Origin of the sequence: Microbacterium sp. (assembly GCF_047972865.1) — a bacterium.
Lineage (GTDB): Bacteria > Actinomycetota > Actinomycetes > Actinomycetales > Microbacteriaceae > Microbacterium.
Genome location: NZ_JBKEAY010000027.1, coordinates 1 through 20,811 on the forward strand (window position 1 = coordinate 1; position 20,811 = coordinate 20,811).

21 protein-coding genes and 1 tRNA gene are annotated in these 20,811 nt (G+C 66.4%); 13 read left to right on the top strand and 9 right to left on the bottom strand.

What is annotated here, in order from left to right; translation table 11 throughout:
• Positions 1-451, top strand: a 451-nt coding sequence (locus ACK5KK_RS01490; protein ID WP_416888321.1) for an SA1002 family membrane protein, incomplete at its 5' end; no start/stop codon positions are given.
• A gap of 9 nt (positions 452-460) precedes the next feature.
• Positions 461-601 (top strand): hypothetical protein, encoded by a 141-nt coding sequence (locus ACK5KK_RS01495; protein WP_416888322.1) that lies wholly within the window; start codon positions 461-463, stop codon positions 599-601.
• A 3-nt stretch (positions 602-604) separates the two neighbouring features.
• Here the strand turns inward: ACK5KK_RS01495 and ACK5KK_RS01500 are convergent, their stop codons facing one another.
• Entirely contained in the window at positions 605-1,243 is a 639-nt protein-coding gene (locus ACK5KK_RS01500) for a DUF2249 domain-containing protein (protein ID WP_416888323.1), read from the bottom strand.
• Positions 1,244-1,434: 191 nt separating this feature from the next.
• Between ACK5KK_RS01500 and ACK5KK_RS01505 the strand changes: the two genes are divergently transcribed.
• A complete protein-coding gene (locus tag ACK5KK_RS01505) occupies positions 1,435-1,824 on the top strand; it encodes a LuxR family transcriptional regulator (protein ID WP_416888324.1) in 390 nt (129 codons plus the stop codon).
• A 10-nt stretch (positions 1,825-1,834) separates the two neighbouring features.
• Positions 1,835-2,218 carry a hypothetical protein gene (locus ACK5KK_RS01510; protein WP_416888325.1) on the top strand — a complete coding sequence of 128 codons (384 nt, stop codon included), beginning with the start codon at positions 1,835-1,837 and terminating at the stop codon, positions 2,216-2,218.
• A gap of 15 nt (positions 2,219-2,233) precedes the next feature.
• Here the strand turns inward: ACK5KK_RS01510 and ACK5KK_RS01515 are convergent.
• Positions 2,234-2,307 (bottom strand) — tRNA-Ile (locus tag ACK5KK_RS01515).
• Positions 2,308-2,400: 93 nt separating this feature from the next.
• Between ACK5KK_RS01515 and ACK5KK_RS01520 the strand changes: the two genes are divergently transcribed.
• Positions 2,401-3,114, top strand: a complete 714-nt coding sequence (locus tag ACK5KK_RS01520; protein WP_416888326.1) for a VIT1/CCC1 transporter family protein — start codon at positions 2,401-2,403, stop codon at positions 3,112-3,114.
• 20 nt (positions 3,115-3,134) lie between these two features.
• On the opposite strand, the gene ACK5KK_RS01525 is transcribed toward ACK5KK_RS01520, so the two are convergent.
• The 7 genes from ACK5KK_RS01525 to dnaA all read right to left on the bottom strand — a co-directional run bounded on the left by ACK5KK_RS01525 (position 3,135) and on the right by dnaA (position 12,990).
• Positions 3,135-3,539, bottom strand: coding sequence for a DUF3566 domain-containing protein (locus ACK5KK_RS01525; RefSeq protein WP_416888327.1), 405 nt, complete (start codon positions 3,537-3,539; stop codon positions 3,135-3,137).
• Complete coding sequence (gene gyrA / locus ACK5KK_RS01530) at positions 3,536-6,127, bottom strand: DNA gyrase subunit A (protein ID WP_416888328.1); 2,592 nt, start codon at positions 6,125-6,127, stop codon at positions 3,536-3,538. Before gyrA ends, ACK5KK_RS01525 begins: the two co-directional genes overlap by 4 nt.
• A 13-nt stretch (positions 6,128-6,140) precedes the next feature.
• A complete protein-coding gene (gene gyrB, locus ACK5KK_RS01535; protein WP_416888329.1) occupies positions 6,141-8,180 on the bottom strand; it encodes a DNA topoisomerase (ATP-hydrolyzing) subunit B in 2,040 nt (679 codons plus the stop codon).
• Positions 8,181-8,306: 126 nt separating this feature from the next.
• Positions 8,307-8,792, bottom strand: coding sequence for a DUF721 domain-containing protein (locus tag ACK5KK_RS01540; RefSeq protein WP_416888330.1), 486 nt, complete (start codon positions 8,790-8,792; stop codon positions 8,307-8,309).
• Positions 8,789-10,018 carry a DNA replication/repair protein RecF gene (gene recF, locus ACK5KK_RS01545; protein ID WP_416888331.1) on the bottom strand — a complete coding sequence of 410 codons (1,230 nt, stop codon included), beginning with the start codon at positions 10,016-10,018 and terminating at the stop codon, positions 8,789-8,791. The genes ACK5KK_RS01540 and recF overlap by 4 nt, the downstream gene beginning before the upstream one ends.
• Before the next feature lie 46 nt (positions 10,019-10,064).
• Positions 10,065-11,207 (bottom strand): DNA polymerase III subunit beta, encoded by a 1,143-nt coding sequence (gene dnaN / locus ACK5KK_RS01550; protein ID WP_416888332.1) that lies wholly within the window; start codon positions 11,205-11,207, stop codon positions 10,065-10,067.
• A gap of 400 nt (positions 11,208-11,607) precedes the next feature.
• Positions 11,608-12,990, bottom strand: coding sequence for a chromosomal replication initiator protein DnaA (dnaA, locus tag ACK5KK_RS01555; RefSeq protein WP_416888339.1), 1,383 nt, complete (start codon positions 12,988-12,990; stop codon positions 11,608-11,610).
• Between the two features lie 359 nt (positions 12,991-13,349).
• Here dnaA and rpmH point away from each other — a divergent pair, with 359 nt between their 5' ends.
• The 8 genes from rpmH (at position 13,350) to ACK5KK_RS01595 (ending at position 20,712) form a co-directional block, all read left to right on the top strand.
• Positions 13,350-13,487: a 50S ribosomal protein L34 gene (gene rpmH, locus ACK5KK_RS01560; RefSeq protein ID WP_193597422.1), complete on the top strand. Its 138-nt coding sequence runs from the start codon at positions 13,350-13,352 to the stop codon at positions 13,485-13,487.
• 13 nt (positions 13,488-13,500) lie between these two features.
• Positions 13,501-13,839, top strand: a complete 339-nt coding sequence (gene rnpA, locus ACK5KK_RS01565; RefSeq protein WP_416888333.1) for a ribonuclease P protein component — start codon at positions 13,501-13,503, stop codon at positions 13,837-13,839.
• Positions 13,836-14,192 (top strand): membrane protein insertion efficiency factor YidD, encoded by a 357-nt coding sequence (yidD, locus tag ACK5KK_RS01570; RefSeq protein ID WP_416888334.1) that lies wholly within the window; start codon positions 13,836-13,838, stop codon positions 14,190-14,192. The genes rnpA and yidD overlap by 4 nt, the downstream gene beginning before the upstream one ends.
• A gap of 40 nt (positions 14,193-14,232) precedes the next feature.
• On the top strand, positions 14,233-15,336 hold the full coding sequence (yidC, locus tag ACK5KK_RS01575; protein WP_416888340.1) for a membrane protein insertase YidC: 1,104 nt from the start codon (positions 14,233-14,235) through the stop codon (positions 15,334-15,336).
• Between the two features lie 39 nt (positions 15,337-15,375).
• Positions 15,376-15,876, top strand: a complete 501-nt coding sequence (locus tag ACK5KK_RS01580; protein ID WP_416888335.1) for a protein jag — start codon at positions 15,376-15,378, stop codon at positions 15,874-15,876.
• Complete coding sequence (gene rsmG / locus ACK5KK_RS01585) at positions 15,869-16,513, top strand: 16S rRNA (guanine(527)-N(7))-methyltransferase RsmG (RefSeq protein WP_416888336.1); 645 nt, start codon at positions 15,869-15,871, stop codon at positions 16,511-16,513. The genes ACK5KK_RS01580 and rsmG overlap by 8 nt, the downstream gene beginning before the upstream one ends.
• A 2,280-nt stretch (positions 16,514-18,793) precedes the next feature.
• Positions 18,794-19,729, top strand: coding sequence for a ParA family protein (locus tag ACK5KK_RS01590; RefSeq protein WP_416888337.1), 936 nt, complete (start codon positions 18,794-18,796; stop codon positions 19,727-19,729).
• Positions 19,729-20,712 carry a ParB/RepB/Spo0J family partition protein gene (locus tag ACK5KK_RS01595; RefSeq protein WP_416888338.1) on the top strand — a complete coding sequence of 328 codons (984 nt, stop codon included), beginning with the start codon at positions 19,729-19,731 and terminating at the stop codon, positions 20,710-20,712. The genes ACK5KK_RS01590 and ACK5KK_RS01595 overlap by 1 nt, the downstream gene beginning before the upstream one ends.
• Positions 20,713-20,811 lie beyond the last annotated feature (99 nt).

A 20,811-nucleotide genomic window follows, 5' to 3' on the forward strand; every position in this document is an offset into this window, starting at 1 on the left:
CAACGCACTCGGCGTGCAGGTCGGCGTGCTGCTGGGCACGCTGGTCGTCGTGGTTGCCGGGGGTGTGGCGCTGTTTCTCATCGCCCGGCCTGTGATGCACCAACTCCGCGTCACCCACGAACGACTCGCGATCATCGAGTACTACATCCAGTGGTCGCTGATCTACCTCACGGTGTACCAGGTGGTAGTCGGTCAGATCGACTCGAAGACCGGATTCCTCGGTGACGCGACCCTGACCCACGAACTACGGAAACTGGTCGGCTCCGTCCTCGACCCCGCGGCGGTTCTCGTCCTCCTGCTGCCGGTGCTCATCTCGGTGTGGATCGCCACCGCGATGCTGAAGATCCGCATCGAGAACCAGACCGCCACCGACTTGGACCTCGACACGATCCGCCGTCTCCCGAGCGATGCGCAGAAGGATGCCGGCCCCGACAGCGGTCGACACGGATAGCCTCGAACAGTGACGAGCCGAACGCGCAACCAGCTGGTCTGTCCGACGTGCAGCGACAACCTGCGGTTTGAGATCCTCGACGACGAGCGGTTCCTCGTCGCCTGGTCGTGCGTGAACTGCGGCCTCATCCGCACCACCGAACCGGTGTGATCGTCACCCGGGACTGCGGGGCGGGGCGCTGATGTTCAGGGTCGGTTTGCGCTGGTGCACCGTGAGGTAGCGGATGCCGTCCGCCCCCGCGCGGAAGCGGCGGGTCGCCGTACGGGGCAGCCAGATCAGTTCCCCCGGCGTGAGCACGATCGGCTCGCGTTCGGTCTCGAGTACACCGTCCCCGGCGAGGATGAGGATGAGGACATCAAGATCAGGGCCGTCGTGCCGCCGGATCTCCCCGCCCGGCGGCAACGCGATGACGTTGGAGTCGAGGTCGCGGTGCGCGGGATCGAGCTGCCAGATCGACCCGGCGGCATCCGCGAGTGCCGCGAGCGCAGCGGTGTCCGCGACGACGCGGGGAAGCGCCGTGCGGGCACGCTTGGTGATCCGCACCTGGACGGCGTCGGCACCGGGGCGCGCCGACTCGGCGTCCCAGGCGAACGAACCGCCGAGGTCGCGGTCGAACTCATCGCGCAGGTGGCGCGGCTCATGGTCGTTGATGAGCAGGAGCGACTGTCCGACCGCGAGCTGGTGGTACGCGTCGAGAATCAGCCGGTGGCGTCGCTCACGGGGAACGGTCCGCACATCCACCTCGCGGATGCCGTCCGGGTCACCGGCAGGGGGCGGGGAGTTCTCGGACATGGTGCTCCTTGCTCGCGGAGGTCCCGTTATGACCCACACTACGTGGATAAGGTGGTCGCGCAGCAGAGCTCGTATCGCGCGGGCAGTCCGTTCGCTGCGTTGAGAGGCCTGATGACCGAGCCGGATTCGCACGGATGCCGAGGCGGTGGAGTGGGAACCGGTGAAACTCATCGCCCAGAAGGGAAGAGCGGATGACCAGACCCTCGACACCGGAGCCGGTGGACCTTGCGGCGCTCGCCGGCGACATGCTCGCCGCGGCACGGGCCGCGTCGGCCGGGCGGGCAGCACGCGCCGTGCACAGCGGTGCGGGCCTGTTGCGGCAGAACCTGCTCGCGCTCGTCGCCGGAGCCGAACTGGCCGCGCACGACAGCCCGCCGGAGGCCACGCTGCAGGTGCTGAGCGGCCGCATCCGCCTGCAAGGGCAGGATCGCGCGTGGGAACTCGGCGCGGGGCACCTCCTGCCGATCCCGCCGGAGCGGCACTCCGTGGCCGCGATCGACGACAGCGTGTTCCTGCTGACCGTCCGCCGCGATGCCGCCCCGCCCACGGGTGACCTGGACCGAGAGGCACCGACCGGCTAACCTCAGCCGGGTGACCCGCGCCGCTCGCGTCTGCACCGTCCTCCTCGCCCCGATGCTGGCGACGGCGGGCTGCGCCGTGTCGGCGGTGCCCTCGTCGGGCCCGGTCGCGGTCTACCCGACGCCCGATCTCGGGATGGACGCCCTACTGACGGGCACACTCCGGCTGAGCGGCGGCTGCGTCGTCGTGGACGGCGGCGCCGGCGAGGCCGCCGTCCCCGTCTTTCCTTCGGGCGACATCGCGTGGGACGAAGACTCGCGCCGGCTGACCTGGCGGGGCGAGTCCTATCTCGACGGCGACCCGATCTCGCTCGGCGGCGGGTACGGTCTCCCGGACGGGGGCTACGTTCCCGAGGCGTGCGGGAACCGGGAGACGTTTCTGGTCTCCCCGCGATGAGAGACGGGTGAAGGGTGGGGCTACCAGGACTTGAACCTGGGACCTCTTCATTATCAGTGAAGCGCTCTAACCGCCTGAGCTATAGCCCCGAAAGGGTGCCGACGACAGTGCCGTCAACCTCCAAGACTTTACCCGACGCGGCGGGTTTCACGAAATGCGTTCACCTGAGGCAGGATGGCGACATGGTGGGCCCGACACATGACAACGAGCCGCACGCGGGCGGCATCAACCAACGACTGAACTGGCTGCGCGCCGGCGTGCTCGGCGCCAACGACGGCATCGTGTCGACGGCCGCCCTCGTCGTCGGTGTCGCTGGCGCCACGACCGCGACCCCCGCCATCCTCACCGCCGGTGTCGCCGGACTGGTCGGCGGCGCGATCTCAATGGCACTCGGAGAGTACGTGTCGGTGTCCAGCCAGCGCGACAGCGAGCACGCGCTCATCGCGAAGGAACGCCGCGAACTCAAGGAGATGCCCGAGGAGGAGCTCGACGAACTCACCGAGCTCTACCGTCAGCGCGGCCTCTCCGAACACACCGCGCGCGCCGTGGCCGAGGAACTCACGGCGCACGACGCCCTCGGCGCGCACCTGCAGATCGAACTCGGCATCGACCAGGAAGACCTCGTCAGCCCCTGGCAAGCCGCGATATCGTCGGCGATCGCGTTCACGATCGGCGCGCTGCTGCCGCTCCTGGCGATCCTGCTGCCGCCGGAAGCGGCCCGCATCCCGGTGACGTTCGTCTCGGTGCTCGCGGCCCTCGCCGTCACCGGCGCCGTGTCTGCGCGCCTCGGCGGGGCACCGTGGCTACGAGCCACCCTCCGACTGGTCATCGGCGGTGCGCTCGCACTGACGGCCACACTCGTGATCGGCATGCTGATGGGAACGACCGTCGCCTGATCCCTCCGGCGCCGGTACCGTCAGTTCGAGGTGAAACCGACCAGGAGACCGCCGCTGACCTTCACCATCATGTTGTAGATGCCGGCGATCACCGCGCCCAGCACCGTCACGACCACGAGGTTCAAGATCGCCACGATCGCCGCGAACGACATCACCTGCGGCAGGCTGAGGAACTCCTCCAGCAGGAACGTGCCGTCGGTGAACGCCACGACCACCTCGTCCAGCCGCGCCAGGAGGTTGGTGGTGCGCAGCACCATGTAGATGAGGAACACCGACACCACGGTGACGATCGCCATCGCGACAGCGGTGAGGAACGAGATCTTCACCGCCGACCAGAAGTCCACGTACACCAGGCGCAGGCGCACCTGCTTGGAACTGGTCGTACTCGACGACTTCTTGGCGAGCTTGTCGGCAACCGTGCTCATGAGTCGGCTTCACTCTCTTCGGGGGCGTTCGGCGTGGCTACATTATCCGGTGCTGGCTGAGCGTTGTCGGTGGACTCCGCATCCGTGTGCCCCAGGCCCCGTTCCACGTTACGCGCGATCGCCAGGATGCGGTCACCGTCGTCGGGACGGGCGAAGACGACGCCCATCGTGTCACGACCCTTCGCGGGAACCTCCGCGACCGCCGACCGCACGACCTTGCCGCCCTCCATGACGACGAGCACCTCGTCGTCCGAGCCGACGATCAACCCGCCGGCGAGGACGCCGCGGTCGTCGTTGAGCTTGGCGACCTTGATGCCGAGGCCGCCGCGCCCCTGCAGACGGTACTGATCCACGTCCGTCCGCTTGGCGTACCCGCCCTCAGTGACCACGAAGACGTAGCTACCCTCAGTGACCACCGACGCCGACAGTAGCGTGTCGTCGCCGCGGAACGACATGCCCTTCACGCCCTCGGTCGCCCGGCCCATCGGGCGCAGCGACTCGTCGTCGGCGGTGAACCGCAGCGACATGCCGTGCCGCGAGATCAGCAGGATGTCGTCGGTCTCATCGACCAGGAGCGCGCTGACCAGTTCGTCACCGCCGTCCTCGAGCTCCTGACCCCGCAGCCGGATCGCGATGACCCCGCCCTGCCGGTTGGTGTCGTAGTCGGCGAGAGCGGTCTTCTTGATCTTCCCGTCGCGCGTCGCGAGCACGAGGTACGTCGCCACCTCGTAGTCGCGGATGTCGAGGATCTGCGCGATGTCCTCACCCGGTTGCAACGCCAGCAGGTTCGCGACGTGCTGGCCCTTCGCGTCGCGGCCGCCCTCGGGCACCTCGTACGCCTTCGCCCGGTACACCCGGCCCTTCGTCGTGAAGAACAGCAGCCAGTGGTGCGTCGTCGTCACGAAGAAGTGCTCGACGACGTCATCCGCGCGCAACTGCGCGCCCTTCACTCCCTTGCCGCCGCGATGCTGCGACCGGTAGTTGTCGCTACGCGTGCGCTTGATGTACCCGCCGCGGGTGACGGTGACGACGACCTCTTCCTCGGGGATGAGATCTTCCATCGACATGTCGCCGTCGAAACCGGGCAGGATGTGGGTGCGCCGTTCGTCGCCGAAGCGGTCCACGATGCCGGTGAGCTCGTCGCGGATGATGTCGCGCTGACGGCCCGGGGTGGCGAGGATGTCGTTGTAGTCGGCGATCTTCGCTTCGAGTTCGGTGGCCTCGTCGATGATCTTCTGACGTTCCAGCGCAGCGAGGCGCCGCAACTGCATCTGCAGGATCGCGTCGGCCTGGTCGGTGTCGATGACCAGCAGGGTCTTCACCCCCTCGCGCGCCTCGTCGACGGTGGGCGAGCGGCGGATGAGCGCGATCACCTCGTCGAGCGCGTCGAGCGCCTTCAGGTATCCGCGCAGGATGTGCATGCGCTTCTCGGCCTCACGCAGCCGATACTGCGTGCGACGCACGATGACGTCGATCTGGTGGTCGACCCAATAGCTGACGAATCCGTCCAGCGGCAGCGTGCGCGGCACGCCGTCGACGATCGCCAGCATGTTCGCGCCGAAGTTCTCCTGCAGCTGTGTGTGCTTGTAGAGGTTGTTGAGCACGACCTTGGCGACCGCGTCGCGCTTGAGCACGACCACCAGCCGCATACCGGTGCGGTCGCTGGTCTCGTCGCGGATGTCGGCGATGCCGGTCAGCTTGCCGTCTCGTGCCAGATCGCGAATCTTCGCCGAGACGTTGTCGGGGTTGACCTGGTACGGCAACTCGGTGACCACGAGGCACGTGCGCCCCTGGATCTCCTCGACGTTGACGACGGCACGCATCGTGATTGACCCGCGACCGGTGCGGTACGCCTCGCGGACCCCCTTCGTGCCGAGGATCTGCGCCCCGGTCGGGAAGTCCGGCCCCGGGATGCGCTCCATCAGGGCATCCAGCAGCTCGTCACGCGTGGCGTCGGGATGCTCGAGTGCCCACAGCGCGCCGGCGGCGACCTCCCGCAGATTGTGCGGCGGGATATTGGTGGCCATACCGACGGCGATGCCGACGGATCCGTTGACGAGCAGGTTCGGGAACCGCGCCGGCAGCACCGTCGGCTCCTGGGTGCGGCCGTCGTAGTTCTCCTCGAAATCGACGGTGTCCTCGTCGATGTCGCGGACCATCTCCATGGCCAGCTGGGCCATCTTGGTCTCGGTGTACCGGGGAGCGGCAGCCCCCATGTTGCCGGGGGAGCCGAAGTTGCCCTGACCGTCGGCGAGCGGATACCGCAGCGACCACGGCTGCACCAAACGCACCAGCGCGTCGTAGATGGCGGAGTCGCCGTGCGGGTGGAACTGACCCATGACGTCGCCGACGATGCGCGCGCACTTCGAGTAGCTCTTGTCGGGGCGGTACCCGCCGTCGTACATGCCGTAGATGACGCGGCGGTGCACCGGCTTCAGCCCGTCGCGCACGTCGGGCAGCGCCCGCCCGACGATGACGCTCATGGCGTAGTCGAGGTAGCTGCGCTGCATCTCGACCTGGAGGTCGACCTGGTCGATGTTGCCGTGCGCGTACCCGGCGGTGGGGTCGGGACGTTCTTCGTCTGTCATGAATCCGTGTCTCTCAAATGTCCAGGAACCGCACGTCCTTGGCGTTGCGCTGGATGAACCCGCGTCGCGCCTCCACGTCGTCGCCCATCAGCACCGAGAAGATCTCGTCGGCGGTGGCGGCGTCGTCCACCGTGACCTGTTTCAGTGTGCGTGTCGTGGGGTCCATCGTGGTCTCCCACAGTTCCTTGGCGTTCATCTCGCCCAGACCCTTGTAGCGTTGCACGCCGTTGTCCTTCGGGATGCGCTTGCCGGCGGCGACCCCGTCGGTGAGCAGCGCGTCGCGCTCCCGGTCGCTGTACACGTACTCGTGGTCGCTGTTGGTCCACTTCAAGCGGTACAGCGGAGGCTGGGCGAGGTACACGTATCCCGCCTCGATGAGGCCGCGCATGTACCGGAACAGCAGCGTCAACAGCAGCGTCGTGATGTGCTGGCCGTCGACATCGGCATCTGCCATGAGCACGATCTTGTGGTACCGGGCCTTCTCGACGTCGAAGTCCTCGCCGATGCCGGTGCCGAACGCCGAGATCATCGCCTGGATCTCGTTGTTGCCGAGCGCGCGATCGAGCCGGGCCTTCTCGACGTTGAGGATCTTGCCGCGCAGCGACAGGATCGCCTGGCGTTCCGGGTCGCGTCCGCTCACGGCCGATCCGCCAGCGGAGTCGCCCTCGACCAGGAAGATCTCGCTGATGGACGGGTCCTTGCTGGTGCAGTCCTTGAGCTTGTCGGGCATGGATGCCGACTCGAAAACGCTCTTGCGGCGCGCGGTCTCGCGGGCCTTGCGGGCGGCCAGCCGCGCCGTCGCGGCGTCGAACGCCTTCATGATGACGCGCTTGGCCTGCGCGGGGTTGCGGTCGAGCCAGTCGGTGAGCTGGTCGCCGACCACCTTCTGCACGAAGGCCTTCGCTTCGGTGTTGCCGAGCTTGGTCTTGGTCTGTCCCTCGAACTGGGGTTCGGACAGCTTGACCGAGATGACCGCGGTCAAGCCTTCCCGGATGTCGTCGCCGGTGAGGTTGTCATCCTTGTCCTTCAGGATGCCCTTCTCACGGGCGTACTTGTTGACGTATGTCGTCAGCGCCGCCCGGAATCCCTCTTCATGCGTACCGCCCTCGTGGGTGTTGATGGTGTTCGCGAACGTGAAGACGTTCTCGGTGTAACTGGTGGTCCACTGCATCGCCAGTTCCAGTGAGATGTGCCGGGCCGGGTCCTCGGATTCGACCTCGATGATCTCGTCGTTGACGACATCGGCCTTACGCACCTTGTTGAGGTACTCGACGTAATCGACGAGGCCGCGCTCGTACAGGAAGTCGTCGGCGGGCTGCTTCTGTTCCGCCGTGCCGTCCTCGTGATCGATGACATACGCGGATGCCGGGCGGAGGTCGGCCAGCGTGATCCGCAGGCCCTTGTTGAGGAACGCCGTCTGCTGGAACCGGGTGCGCAGCGTGTCGTAGTCGAAGTCGACGGTCTCGAAGATCTCGGCATCGGGCCAGAACGTGACGATCGTGCCGGTCTGTTCGGTGGCCTCGCCCTTCACGAGCGGGCCGTCCGGGGTGCCGCCACGCGAATACGACTGACGCCACACGTGACCCTGGCGCTTGATCTCGACCTCGAATCGGCTCGACAGCGCGTTCACGACCGACGAGCCGACACCGTGCAGGCCGCCCGAGACGGCATACCCGCCGCCGCCGAACTTGCCGCCGGCGTGCAACACCGTGAGCACGACTTCGACCGTGGACTTCGTGGGGTCCGAGGCGTGCGGGTCCACCGGAATGCCGCGACCGTTGTCGAACACGCGCACACCGCCGTCGGCGAGAATCGTGACCTCGATCGTGTCGCAGTACCCGGCGAGCGCTTCGTCGACCGCGTTGTCGATGATCTCGTATACGAGGTGATGCAGGCCGCGCTCCCCGGTGGAGCCGATGTACATGCCGGGACGTTTGCGGACGGCTTCGAGTCCTTCGAGCACCTGGATCGCGTCGGCGCCGTATTCGGACGGGACGGTGGGGGTGGCCGGTTCGCTCGCCTCGGAAGCGCTGTCAGAAGATTCAGGCGTCATGGCTCTCGTGAACGGCTCCCGGGTCGGTTGTGGTGGACCGTGACAGTCTACCGGTTGGCAGCGCTCTCTCAGCGTTATACGGCCCTGTGCCGCGATAAACGGGAGTCGGCTATCTCCGTTGTTGGGTCACCCGTAGGTATCGCGAGGACCACGGCCTGGAACGGCTCTGGGGCCCCATTTCCACGAGGGGACGTCCGGTCCGACGAAACGGATGCTGTCGACGCCGGCATCCGGGAAACGCTTCAGAATCTCGGTGACGATGGTCCCGCGCATCAGCGAGAGGTTCTTGGCCCACGCCGTGGAATCGCATTGCACCGTGAGGATGCCGTCGCCGAGGGCAACCGGTTCGGCGTGACGCGCTGTCTCTTCACCCGCGACGTCGCGCCACTGCCGCACGAGGTCCTCCCTGGCCAACTGCGGATCCCAGCCGGCGTCCCGGGTGAGGTCGGCGAGCACGTCCCCGACACCGTGCGGGTCGCGGCCCGGGGTGAACGGCTGCTTATCCTCATCGCCGGCGCGCCGGGTGCGCCGGCGCTTCGCCCAGGCAGAGGGCTGCAGACCGCGCAGACGCAGGTAGGTGGCGACCGTTTCGCTGGGGCGTTCGTCGGTCATTCCGCGGGCCCCTCGCCGGGCGCCGGGAGGACCCCGGACGCGGTGGCCCCGGCATCCGGCTGCAGGATGGTGCCGGCGGCGACCTGCACCGTCCGGGCGCGCAACGCACCGGGGACGTCGGCCTCGACGGCCGCGGTGACGATGACCTGCTCGAAGTCGGCGGCGACGGCTGCCAGACGCGTGCGCCGATCGGCGTCGAGTTCGGCGAAGACGTCGTCGAGAATGAGAATCGGGTCGCCGAGGGCCGATTGGGCGCGCAACAGGTGGGCCGACGCGAGCCGCAACGACAGCGCGACCGACCACGACTCCCCGTGCGAGGCGTACCCGCGCACCGGCAGATCGCGCAGGCGCAGCACCAGATCGTCCCGGTGCGGGCCCACGAGGGTCACACCGCGTTCCAGTTCGTTCGAGCGTTTGGCGACGAGCGCGGCACGGAACGAGTGGGTCACACTGTCACGGTCGGGAACGACGCCCTCGTCGGCGCGATCGGTCACCGCGGCATCCTCGAGGGAGTCTTCCGGGTCGGCCCCGGCCACCGACAGCATCCATTCCGCCGACGCACCGTGATCAGCGCCGGCGATGGTCGTGTACGCGTCACGCGATGGCGCGGCGAGGTCGACGGCCAGCGCGCACCGCGCGCGGATGACCTCGGTGCCCAGCTGCACCAGCTTGTCGTCCCACACGTCGAGGGTGCTGAGCGATTCGGCCCGCATTCCGCGGGCCCGCGCCGACTTGAGGAGGGCGTTGCGCTGTTTCAGAACGCGTTCGTAGTCGGCGATCACCGCCGACATGCGCGGTGATCGCTGAATCAGCAGCTGGTCGGCGGAGCGGCGCCGGCCGGCGGGGTCGCCGCGGACGATCTGCAGGTCCTCGGGGGCGAACAGCACCACATGGGCATGGCGCGGCAACTCGGCCGACTTCACCGGCGACCCGTTCACGCGAGCTTTGTTGGACCCCGACCGATTGATCTGCGTCTCCAGCAGCACACGCCGTTCGCCGTGGGCGAGCCGGGCGCGGACGATGGCGGCATCCGCACCGTCGCGCACCATCGGGGCGTCTTGCGAGACCCGGTGCGAACCCAGCGTGGCGAGGTAGCCGATCGCCTCCGCCAGATTGGTCTTGCCCTGGCCGTTGCGCCCCACGAAGACGTTCGGCCCCGGAGCCAGAGCCACGTCGGCGGCCGCATAGTTGCGGAAGTCGACGAGGCTGAGCTGCTCCACGATCACCGATCCAGCCTATTCCGGCGCACCGACGCCGTCTGACCGGTGAACGTCAGCGCAGCAGCAGGTTCGGCTGCAGGAGGTACTTGAAGCTCTCGGGCCCACCGGAGGTCTGCGCCGTCACGAGAATGGGGCTGAGCTTGTTCGCGTTCTCACTCGACGTGAACGTGACCCGCGTGAATTCGCTGCGCACCGCGGCCAGGGCCTCCAGCAGATACTGCGGGTTCAGGCCGAGCGTGACCTCCTCGCCGGTGAGCGTGGCATCGACCGACTCGGTGGCCTGGGCCTGCTCCGTGCCGGAGGCATCCATCGAGACACCGTCCGGCCCGAACGTGAACCGCAGCGGCGCCGACCGGTCGAGCACGAGGGCCACGCGGCGCACGGCTTCGGTGAGGTCCGCCGTGTTCACGACGGCGTAGTGATCGGTCTGCTCGGGGAACAGCCGCCGCACCGGCGGGAAGTTGCCTTTGATCAGCAGAGAGGTCACCGTCTTGTTCCCCGCGGTGAACGCGATGATCTCACGGTCGCCCGATCCCGAGAACGACACCTGGATGTCACCGGAGTGCGCGAACGTCTTGCCGACCTCGGTGAGGGTGCGGGCGGGAACGAGGGCGGTGGTCGACTCGTCACCCGAGACTGCGCCGCCGTCCCACGGGATGTCTCGCAACGCCACCCGGTAGCGATCCGTGGCGACCAGGCTCAGTTCGGTGCCGGCCACCTCCAGCTGAACACCCGTCAGCACCGGAGTAACGTCGTCGCGCGAGGCGGCGAAAGCGACCTGGGCAATCGCGGTGGCGAAATCCTCGGCCGGGACCAGTCCCGAATCCCCCGTGACTTCGGGGATGGCCGGGTACTCCTGCACCGGCATCGACGCCAGGGTGAAGCGGGCCGACCCACACGTCAGGAGCACGCCGCCGCCCTCGTCGACCTCGATCTGAATCGGAGCATTCGGAAGGCGGCTGGCGATCTCCGACAACAACCGGCCGTGCACGAGGATCGTTCCGGGGTCGTCGACCGTGGCCTCGATCGTGGTGCGCGCAGACGCTTCATAGTCGAAGGCGGCGAGAGAGAGCCCGGCCTCGGATGCCTCGATCAGCACACCGGCAAGAATCGGTTGCGGGTTTCGCTGCGGCAGGAGCTTGACGACAAATGACACGGCCTCGCTGAAGACATCGCGATTCACGTGGAACTTCACTAGTGCTCCCTTGTCAGTATCGAAGGCTCTCCCATGCTAGTGCCCTACAGCCAACGCTTCGCGAGCGGATCGGTGCGGCCCGACAGGGATGAGGTGATCGGATGCCCCTTGTTGTTCATGTTCTGTTTGTCATGGTGTTAACCGCTGTGGAAACTGTGGATAACTCGGGCGATCGCTGTCGGCGCACGGAAACCACACGCGTGTAAGTTGTGAGCGGGTTGCGGATGGGGACAGAACGTTGAATTCCTGGGGGAAATCGTCCCCACACTGTCATCCACAGAACATGCCGCCGCGTTCACAGAACCGCACGGGCGACGCGAAGTTATCCACAGGCTGTCCACACTGTGTAAACGCGTGTCGAAAGCCGCCCGAACGGGGGCGGTGGCGGGTCGGAATGGGGTCAGCGGCCGACGCGGCCCAGTTGCGTCGTGATGTCGGAGACCTGGTTGTAAATGGAGCGCCGCTCTTTCATGAGCTCGCTGATCTTCTTGTACGCGTACATGACGGTGGTGTGGTCGCGGTTGCCGAAGAGCTGGCCGATCTTCGGCAGCGACAGACTCGTTCGTTCCCGGCACAGGTACATGGCGATCTGCCGTGCGGTCGCGACGGCCTGTGATCTGCTCGACCCGTAGAGGTCGTCGACGGTCAGACGGAAGTAGTCCGCCGTGGCGCCGATGATGTCGGTCGGGGAGATGATGTTGGCGTCGTCCTGATCGACGATGTCACGCAGCACCGTCTTGGCCAGGGAGATGTCGAGGGTGGAACGGTTGAGGCTCGCGAATGCCGACACCCGGATAAGGGCGCCCTCCAGTTCGCGGATGTTGGACGAGACCTTCGTGGCGATGTACTCGAGTACCTCGTCCGGAACGTGAAGCCGTTCGGACTGCGCCTTTTTTCGGAGAATGGCGATACGGGTCTCGAGGTCGGGTGCCTGCACATCGGTGATGAGGCCCCACTCGAACCGGCTCCGCATCCGGTCCTCGAACCCGGTGAGGTGGCGAGGCGGCACGTCGCTGGTGATCACCACCTGCTTGTCGTGGTCGTGGAGGGTGTTGAACGTGTGGAAGAACGCCTCTTGGGTCTCGGCGCGCCCCTGCAGGAACTGGATGTCGTCGATCAGCAGGATGTCGACGTCGCGGTAGCGGGCTTGGAACGCCGAACCCCGGTTGTTGGCGATCGAGTTGATGAAGTCGTTCGTGAATTCCTCGCTCGACACATATCGCACCTTGATGCCCGCGTACAGGTTGATGGCGTAGTCGCCGATCGCGTGCAGGAGATGGGTCTTGCCCAGTCCGGAATCGCCGTAGATGAACAACGGGTTATATGCCTTGGCGGGCGCTTCGGCGACGGCAACGGCTGCGGCGTGGGCGAATCTGTTGGACTGACCGATGACGAAGTTGTCGAATGTGTACTTCGGATTGAGCCGGGTGTCACTGCGCGAGGCGGTGGATGCCGTTTCGCGCATCTCTTCGGGTAGGTGGCGCGGGATGGTCGTCGGCGGCACCGTCTGCATGGTCTGCACCGGGATCGGCGCGGTGAGGTGGGCGTCGGCGAGTTCCGGATTGACCACGACGCGGAACGCGCTCGCGGCGGGCTCGGCCTCGACGCTTGCGAGGGCCTCCATGATCGGCGCGCGCAGTCGCGTGTTGAACTGTGCGGCGGTGAGATCGTTCGGGACGTCGAGGTAGAGGGTGCCACTCATGACGCCTTGCGCGACGGCCAGGTTCAAGAAGCCCTGGAGCTGCGGGGTCACGCGCTCGTCGGTGCCGAGCCAGTCGAGCACGGCGGTCCAGACGGGAACGTCTGGAGTGTCGCGCTGCGACATGGCACCCCCAGCAGAAGAGTGTCGGTGTGTGCGGGATCGTTGCCGTTGTGGGCAGGGACACACCGAGTGGACAGAACTTATCCGTGCCACGCTAACGAGGCGCGTGCACGGGAACAAATCCACTGTAGGCGTCCACAGCGTGTCCTCGCCAGGGTGGGGTTGCAGGTGTGCATAATGGCGCGCCGGTGGTGTCGGTTTGAGTTCGTGGGTGAGTCGACGTACCCTTAGTCGGTTGACTTCTGCCCGCACGGGCAATCCCTGTTGTCAGTGTCTCCGGCCTGTAGCGTTCCGGTGATGCACGATCCGGAGTGATCCTCATGAGCAAGCGTACGTTCCAGCCCAACAACCGCCGTCGCGCGAAGAAGCACGGTTTCCGCGCGCGCATGCGCACTCGCGCCGGCCGCGCCATCCTGTCCGCTCGCCGCGCCAAGGGGCGCAGCGAGCTCTCTGCCTGACCTTTTCGTCACAGTGCTGGCGCGCGGGAACCGGTTGACTCGCGGTACGGATTATCGAGCCGTCGTGCGCGGGGGTGGCAAGTGTGCCGCTCGCAACACGGTGACGTACGTGTCGTCGACGCGGTCCTCGCAGCCGGCGCGGTTCGGCTTCATCGTGAGCAAGCAAGTGGGTGGTGCGGTGATCCGCAACACGGTGCGTCGTCGGCTCAAGGCGGTGTGCGCGGAGGCGTTGCCGGGCGTGAGTGCCGGATCCGACGTCGTGGTGCGCGCTCTTCCCGGCGCTGCGACGGCGGATTTCGAGACGTTGCGCGCGGAGGTCTCCCGCTGCCTGTCGCGGAGGGCGGCGACGTGAGGACCACGACGCTGCCGGCCTCTGCTCTCGGCGAGGGCCACCTGACGTCGTCGACGGTGTGGCAGGCGGTGCCGCTGCTGCCGCGCAACGCGTTGCTGGGGCTGTTGCACGCCTATCGCGCGACGGTCTCGCATCTGTACGGCGACGTGTGCAAGTTCTATCCCACCTGCTCGGCGTACGCCGTGGGTGCGGTCCAGCAGCACGGCGTCGTCAAGGGTGCCGCGCTCAGTGTTGCGCGTGTCGTCCGCTGTCATCCCTGGGCAGCCGGTGGCATCGACGATGTTCCGCCCCACAAGCGATTTCGTCACCAACTGACTCCGCACGGGTTCGTCGTGCCCCCCAGAAAGGACTGATTCCGTGCCGAATCTTCTCACCGAGACTCCGCTGTCGGTGTTGTCGTACGTGTTCTCCGCCACTCCGACACCGGCGGTTCCGACACCCACGACCCCGGCTCCCGGTGACGGTGCGGACTTCTTCAGCATCCTTATGTGGCCGTTCAAGTGGCTCGTGGAGGCGTTGCTCGTCTTCTGGCACTGGCTGCTGACGTCTCTCGGTCTGCCCGAGGCTGCCGGCGCCACCTGGGTCCTGTCGATCGTCGGCCTTGTGATTGTGGTGCGGGCAGCGTTGATTCCGCTGTTCGTGCGGCAGATCAAGAGTCAGCGGAAGATGATGGAGATCGCTCCGGAACTGAAGAAGGTTCAGGAGAAGTATCGCGGCAAGCGCGATCAGCTTTCGCGTGAGGCGATGAGCCGCGAGACGATGGCGCTCTACAAGAAGCACGGCACCACGCCGGTGTCGAGCTGTCTGCCGCTGCTGGTACAGATGCCGATCCTTCTCGGCATGTTCTACACGTTGAGCGACGTCAAGCGTCATGCCGAGTGGGGCGTCGGCGGTGTGGGGCTGCTGAGCCCCGAGCTGACCAAGCAGTTCTACGACGCGCAGCTGTTCGACGTCGCCCCGTTGCACACCAACATGATCGACGCGATCAACCAGGGTCAGATGGCCACGGTCGTGATCCTCATCATCCTGGTCGTGCTGATGATCGGGTCGCAGTTCATCACGCAGCTGCAGATCATTTCGAAGAACCTGTCGCCCGAGGCCAAGACAGGTCAGGCGTACCAGATGCAGCGGATCATGCTCTACGTGTTGCCGCTGGCGTTCATCTTCTCGGGGGTGTTCTTCCCGCTGGGCGTGGTCATCTACTGGTTCGTCAGCAACCTGTGGACGATGGCGCAGCAGTTCATCGTCATCCGCAACCTCCCGACGCCCGGTTCCGAGGCGGCGAAGGAGCGCGAGGAGCGGTTGGCCCGGAAGGGCAAGGCGCTCACCGCCGACGGCAAGATCGTTCCGATGGACAAATACCAGGCCGAGCAGCAGCGGTTGTACGAGGAGGCGCAGAAGGCCAAGGAACAGGCTCCGAAGCGCCAGCAGCCGATGAGCAAGAAGCGCGCGAAGAAGCAGCAGAAGAACAAGCCTGAGAGCGACAACGGCGCGTGATGGCGGCTCACCACGACACGACAAAAGCGAAGGCAGATCATGACTGACCCGTCCGCGACGACCGATCGCACACCTCCCTCCGACGAACAGCTCGAAGAGGAAGGCGACATCGCCGCCGACTTCATCGAGGGTCTGCTCGACATCGCCGATATTGGCGGTGACCTGGCACTTGATACGCGATCGGGGCGTGCGTATGTTGCCGTTGAGGAGGACGGTGACGGGTCGCTGTCGGTGCTCTCGAATCCCGACACCGTGCAAGCGCTGCAGGAGCTCACCCGGATCGCGGTGCAGGCGAAGACCGGGCGTTTCTCCCGCCTGATCCTCGATGTCGGTGGCTCCCGCGATGCACGCCACGTTCAGTTGGAGAAGTTGGTGGATGCCGCTATCGCGCGACTGGATGACGGCGCGTCCCAAGCATCGTTGCCGTCGATGTCGAGCTACGAGCGCAAGCTCGTTCACGACATCGTGGCCGACCGCGGGCTGGTGTCCGAATCGTACGGTGAGGGGTCTGATCGCCACACCGTCGTGCGCCGTGGATGACGTTCCACGTGAAACACCGCTGACCGAGACGGAACCCGCGGCGGCCGCGCGGGTCTTCGGTGAGGGCATTGATCGTGCGCGGAGATTCGCGACGGCCCTGGCCGACAACGGTGAACTGCGCGGGTTGATCGGCCCCCAAGAATTGCCCCGGTTGTGGTCGCGCCATCTCCTGAACAGTGCTGTTGTCGCGCCGTTGTTCCGTGGTCGCGTGGGTGATGTCGGTTCGGGCGCCGGGTTGCCGGGGCTCGTGCTCGCCATCGCGCGTCCCGACGTGGAGTGGGTGCTGATCGAGCCGATCGGGCGTCGGACGACCTGGCTCAGTGAGCAAGTGACCGCCCTCGGGCTGGCGAACGTCGAGGTCGTGCGCTCCCGTGCGGAGGACTGGCCGGAGGGTCCGGTTCTCGACGCCGTGACGGCTCGGGCGGTGAGCGCCCTGCGCACACTGATCCCGGTGACGGCACCGCTGGTCCGCGACGGCGGCGAACTGGTGCTGCTCAAGGGCGCGAATGCGGCGAACGAGATCACCGCCGCGGCGAAGCAGGTTCGTCGGTTCGGGCTCTCGGACGTGCGGGTGGAGTCGGTGGGTGGAGGTTTCCTCGAGGAGCCGACCCGGGTGGTGCGTGCGACTGTTCGGTGATTGTCATCCTTCCGGATGCTACATTTGATCGATCTGATCTGGGAGTTACCTACGTCTTCGGTCTGTTCGGACTCGGAGCAGCTGAGTCGCCCCGAAACTGGGTCCCCCGAGACTGACTCCCCTTGCCCTGATCGCTGCTCTGGTGCGGTCCCCCATAGCAGTCAATCCGGCGGATCACGTCGCGTGCGTCGGGCGGGTCCGTTGTGCCGACGGAAGGGCCGGCTCGGTGACTGACCACCGGTGGCCTCGTGGAGAGCCACGTGATTGGCGGTGTCCGCCGAGGCGCGGCACTCATGGGTCGGGTCATCGTGGGGAAGCTCTGCCTGAGCTCGTGACTCCGTACGCAAGGCCCGTTTCACGTGAAACACGGAGAGGGTGCCACACCTCGCTGGCGCGAGCACCGCGCATCCGCCTGGCCTTTCGACGCAGGCCTGATCGACGCGGTGATCAGTCGCGCGTGCGCGCACTCAGGGACGTCGACTGTCTCTTGTTTCGCGCGGGCACTGTACAGGTCCCGCGGTGTTTCACGTGAAACGGCGAGGGTTCGCGGTGTCTCGCCGGCGATCGCCGACGTTCGGTGGCGATGGCCTTGACCTGCGGGTGGTTGTGTCGCAAGCGCGAGCACGCGTTCACCGGCCGTTTCGGGCGACCCCCGATGCTTGTTGTTCCGCACGGACGGTGTCATGGGCTGGCGATGTTTCACGTGAAACGCGTTCGGCGCGCCGATCCGAGTGGAGGAAGCCGACATCTGATGGGGATGGGGTTTACGCGCAAGTTGTTGTTTCACGGGCGTGAGCAGGGGGTGCGCGGACCGACGCGGGCAACCTCTGATGCCGGTTGTTCCGCACGGGCGTGGGCGCGGGGGTCGCCGCCTGTCGCGGGCGATCCCCGATGCTGGCTGGTATGCGCAGGCGATGTCATGGGGCTGCGGGTGTTTCACGTGAAGCAGCATCGGTGCGCCTTGCGACAAGGGAAATGCTTGACGTTCGATGGTCGACCCTCAGACTATTGTCGCGCTGTCGGGGGCAGAGGCGACAGGGGGTCGCGTGCGACCCGTCACACGTGTGATTGTGTACGCGCGACGTCAGGGGCTGGCAGTGTTTCACGTGAAACGGCACCCGTATGCGTCGCGCCAAGGAAATGCGCCACGTTCGCTGGCGATGACGTCGAGCACCTCTGCACGTGATGACGGTCAGTGCATGGATATGAGAGGTGGCAGTGCTCGCCGGCACGAGGTCATGGTGCGCACGCGCAGCGCGCCGAGAACGAGTGTGTTTCACGTGAAACGAAGGGCGCGGGACGAGTCTTGCGTATAGTGCGGGTTGTACGTCCTCGACACGTGCGCTGAGACGGCCCCGCGACTTTGGTGCTTCCTTCTCGGCATCGCTGCCGAGGCGGAGAACTGGGCCAGTCTGCGCGCCTCGTTGAGGTGTCCCGTTTCACGTGAAACGGCACGCGGCGTCCGCGCAGGTACAGCGATGGGTGTCGTCGAAGACCGATGTTTCACGTGAAACGCTGCAGTCGACGCATGTGCGTACCAAGGGTGTCGTGTGAGAGCCCGCGACCTCGTTGGCGCAGTGTGTGCTTCAAGGGTGACACCGACCGTCGGCATTGTATGGTGCTCGGTCGTGTGGGTCGCGTCGTGGATGATCCGTGTTTCACGTGCAACGCCGCACGTGTCCCGCGGTGGCTACGTTCGCGCGGTGCATCAGCCGAGGTCAGCTACGAGGTCGTCACGACACGCTCTTCCGCCAGAGCTCGTCGTCGCGATCGCCTACGGCACGTGCTTTGGCGCGCCACACTCGTCGTGAATGCGAGCGTTTCACGTGAAACATGGCTGCGGGAACGTCCAGGCGAACCGAAGCACCCCGCGCTGACGCCACCACGCACGAGGACCCATCATCGGTGCGCGGTCTCGGTTTCGCACGCGGATGGTCACAAGCTACGGCAACGAGGGAGTCACGGGACCGACACGGGAACAGTGGGATGGGCGGAAGGCGAGTCCGACGACATCGTGGCCGTTTCACGTGAAACGCCTGCTGTACCGACACCGCGCATGTCGCGGGGCGGCACACGGGATGAGGGGTTGTCAGTACGAACGGTGCGACGGGATACGTCGCCGTTTCACGTGAAACGTGACCAGAGAACGAGGTGACGTCTGCGGTCGACGGCTGCCCGGGGCCCGGGAATGATCGGCGTGTCCGGGTGTGGAGATGGTCAGCGCTGTCGTGGGGGTCACCTAAAGTAGAGGGGGTCAACCCCGCGAGGATAGGAGCACCTGTGACGGAACCGGAGAACGCGCTGTCAGCAACATCCACCTCCGTCGCCGACGCGTCCTCGCGGAATGACGGCGCAGACCTCCCCTCCCGTCGCGAAGCCCTTGACGCGGTCCACCTGACGTTCTCGGGAGACACGCGCATCATCACGGTGTCCAACCAGAAGGGCGGCGTGGGTAAGACCACCTCGACGGTGAACCTGGCCGCAGCCCTGGCCGCACACGGTGCCCGGGTGCTTGTCATCGACCTCGATCCGCAGGGCAACGCGTCGACCGCGCTAGGTGTGCCGCACAGTGCCGACACGCCCAGCGTGTACGACGTGCTGATCGATGAGTTCCCCCTCGCCGAGATCGTCCAGACCAGCCCGGAGTCGCCGCTCCTGTTGTGCGCACCGAGCACAATTCACCTGGCAGGAGCAGAAATCGAGATGGCAACACAGGTGGCTCGGGAACACCGGCTGCGCACCGCCATCACCGACTACCTGCAGGTCGTCGAGGCGCCGCCGGATGTCATCCTGATCGACTGCCCACCGTCGCTGGGACTGCTCACCATCAACGCCTTCACGGCGGCGAAAGAGCTGATGATCCCGATCCAGTGCGAGTACTACGCGCTCGAAGGGCTCAGTCAGCTGCTCGGAAGTGTGCAGATGATCCAGAAGCACCTCAACCCCGGCCTCACACTCTCGACCATCCTGCTCACGATGTTCGACGGCCGCACCCGGCTGGCCCAGCAGGTCGCCGACGAAGTTCGCCGCCACTTCGCGCCGCAGGTGCTGCACACGGTCATCCCGCGCTCGGTTCGCATTTCGGAGGCACCGAGTTTCGGCCAGACGGTGATCGCGTACGACCCGACATCGGTGGGCGCGCTCGCCTACCGGGAGGCGGCGGTCGAAATGGTCCAACGGGGACACGAGGTTCACCACGAAGAAGGAGCACCCTGATGGCCAAACGCACCGGATTGGGACGAGGCATCGGCGCACTCATCCCCACCACCGAGGCCACCGAACTTCGGCCGGTGGATGTGTTCTTCCCCGGCGGAGGTGCGAACAACGGCGCCGGCGCCGACGTGGTGGGCCCAGCGGAGGACGCGGCCGACCTCGCCGAGTTGGTCACGGTGCCGGGAGCGCGGCTCATCCAGATCGATCCCCACGAGATCGTGCCGAACCCGCGGCAACCGCGCACCCACTTCGACTCCGACGACCTCGCCGAACTCGTCCACAGTGTGCGCGAGTTCGGCGTGCTCCAGCCGGTCGTGGTGCGCAAGAACGGCGACGGCGCGTACGAACTCATCATGGGCGAGCGCCGCACCCGCGCGGCGAGGGATGCCGGCCTCGCCACGATCCCCGCGATCGTCCGCGAGACCGCCGACGACGTCATGCTGCGCGACGCGCTGCTGGAAAACCTCCACCGCTCCCAGCTCAATCCGCTCGAAGAGGCCTCGGCGTACCAGCAGCTGCTCGACGACTTCGGCATCACCCAGGAAGAGCTGTCCGTGCGCATCGGCCGGTCGCGGCCACAGATCAGCAACACGATCCGGTTGCTCAAACTTCCCCTCGCAGTGCAGCAGCGCGTCGCGGCGGGCGTACTGAGCGCCGGCCACGCCCGCGCGATCCTCTCCCTCGACGACCCCGGCGCGATGGCATGGCTGGCCGACAAGATCGTCAACGAAGACCTCTCCGTGCGTGCGGCCGAAACAGCCGCCAAGCACAGCGGGTCGGGCCGGATCCGCACCACGGCACCGCAGCCGGGCGCACGGCGGGCACACCTCGACGAGATGGCCGACAAGCTCGGCGACCGACTCAACACAACGGTGAAGATCGCACTCTCGGCACGAAAAGGCCAGATCAGAATCGACTTCTCGACGATCCAGGACCTGAATCGCATCGTCGCGGAACTCGGCCGCGACGACGACGACTGGATCTGATCCTGCGCATCCTGGCGCCGCGTACGCTGGAGGGGTGAGTCAGCAGCCGAACGTGCCCCCGCGGGCCAGTCTCGAGTTGCTGCGTGCCGAGGCGGCCGA

What these genes read in the sequence shown, in the direction of transcription:
- ACK5KK_RS01500 (WP_416888323.1), bottom strand. Translation starts at nt 1,243, where the DNA reads ATGTCCGAGAACTCCCCGCCCCCTGCCGGTGACCCGGACGGCATCCGC.
- ACK5KK_RS01505 (WP_416888324.1), top strand. Translation starts at nt 1,435, where the DNA reads ATGACCAGACCCTCGACACCGGAGCCGGTGGACCTTGCGGCGCTCGCC.
- ACK5KK_RS01520 (WP_416888326.1), top strand. Translation starts at nt 2,401, where the DNA reads ATGGTGGGCCCGACACATGACAACGAGCCGCACGCGGGCGGCATCAAC.
- ACK5KK_RS01525 (WP_416888327.1), bottom strand. Translation starts at nt 3,539, where the DNA reads ATGAGCACGGTTGCCGACAAGCTCGCCAAGAAGTCGTCGAGTACGACC.
- gyrA (WP_416888328.1), bottom strand. Translation starts at nt 6,127, where the DNA reads ATGACAGACGAAGAACGTCCCGACCCCACCGCCGGGTACGCGCACGGC.
- gyrB (WP_416888329.1), bottom strand. Translation starts at nt 8,180, where the DNA reads ATGACGCCTGAATCTTCTGACAGCGCTTCCGAGGCGAGCGAACCGGCC.
- ACK5KK_RS01540 (WP_416888330.1), bottom strand. Translation starts at nt 8,792, where the DNA reads ATGACCGACGAACGCCCCAGCGAAACGGTCGCCACCTACCTGCGTCTG.
- rpmH (WP_193597422.1), top strand. Translation starts at nt 13,350, where the DNA reads ATGAGCAAGCGTACGTTCCAGCCCAACAACCGCCGTCGCGCGAAGAAG.
- ACK5KK_RS01580 (WP_416888335.1), top strand. Translation starts at nt 15,376, where the DNA reads ATGACTGACCCGTCCGCGACGACCGATCGCACACCTCCCTCCGACGAA.
- ACK5KK_RS01595 (WP_416888338.1), top strand. Translation starts at nt 19,729, where the DNA reads ATGGCCAAACGCACCGGATTGGGACGAGGCATCGGCGCACTCATCCCC.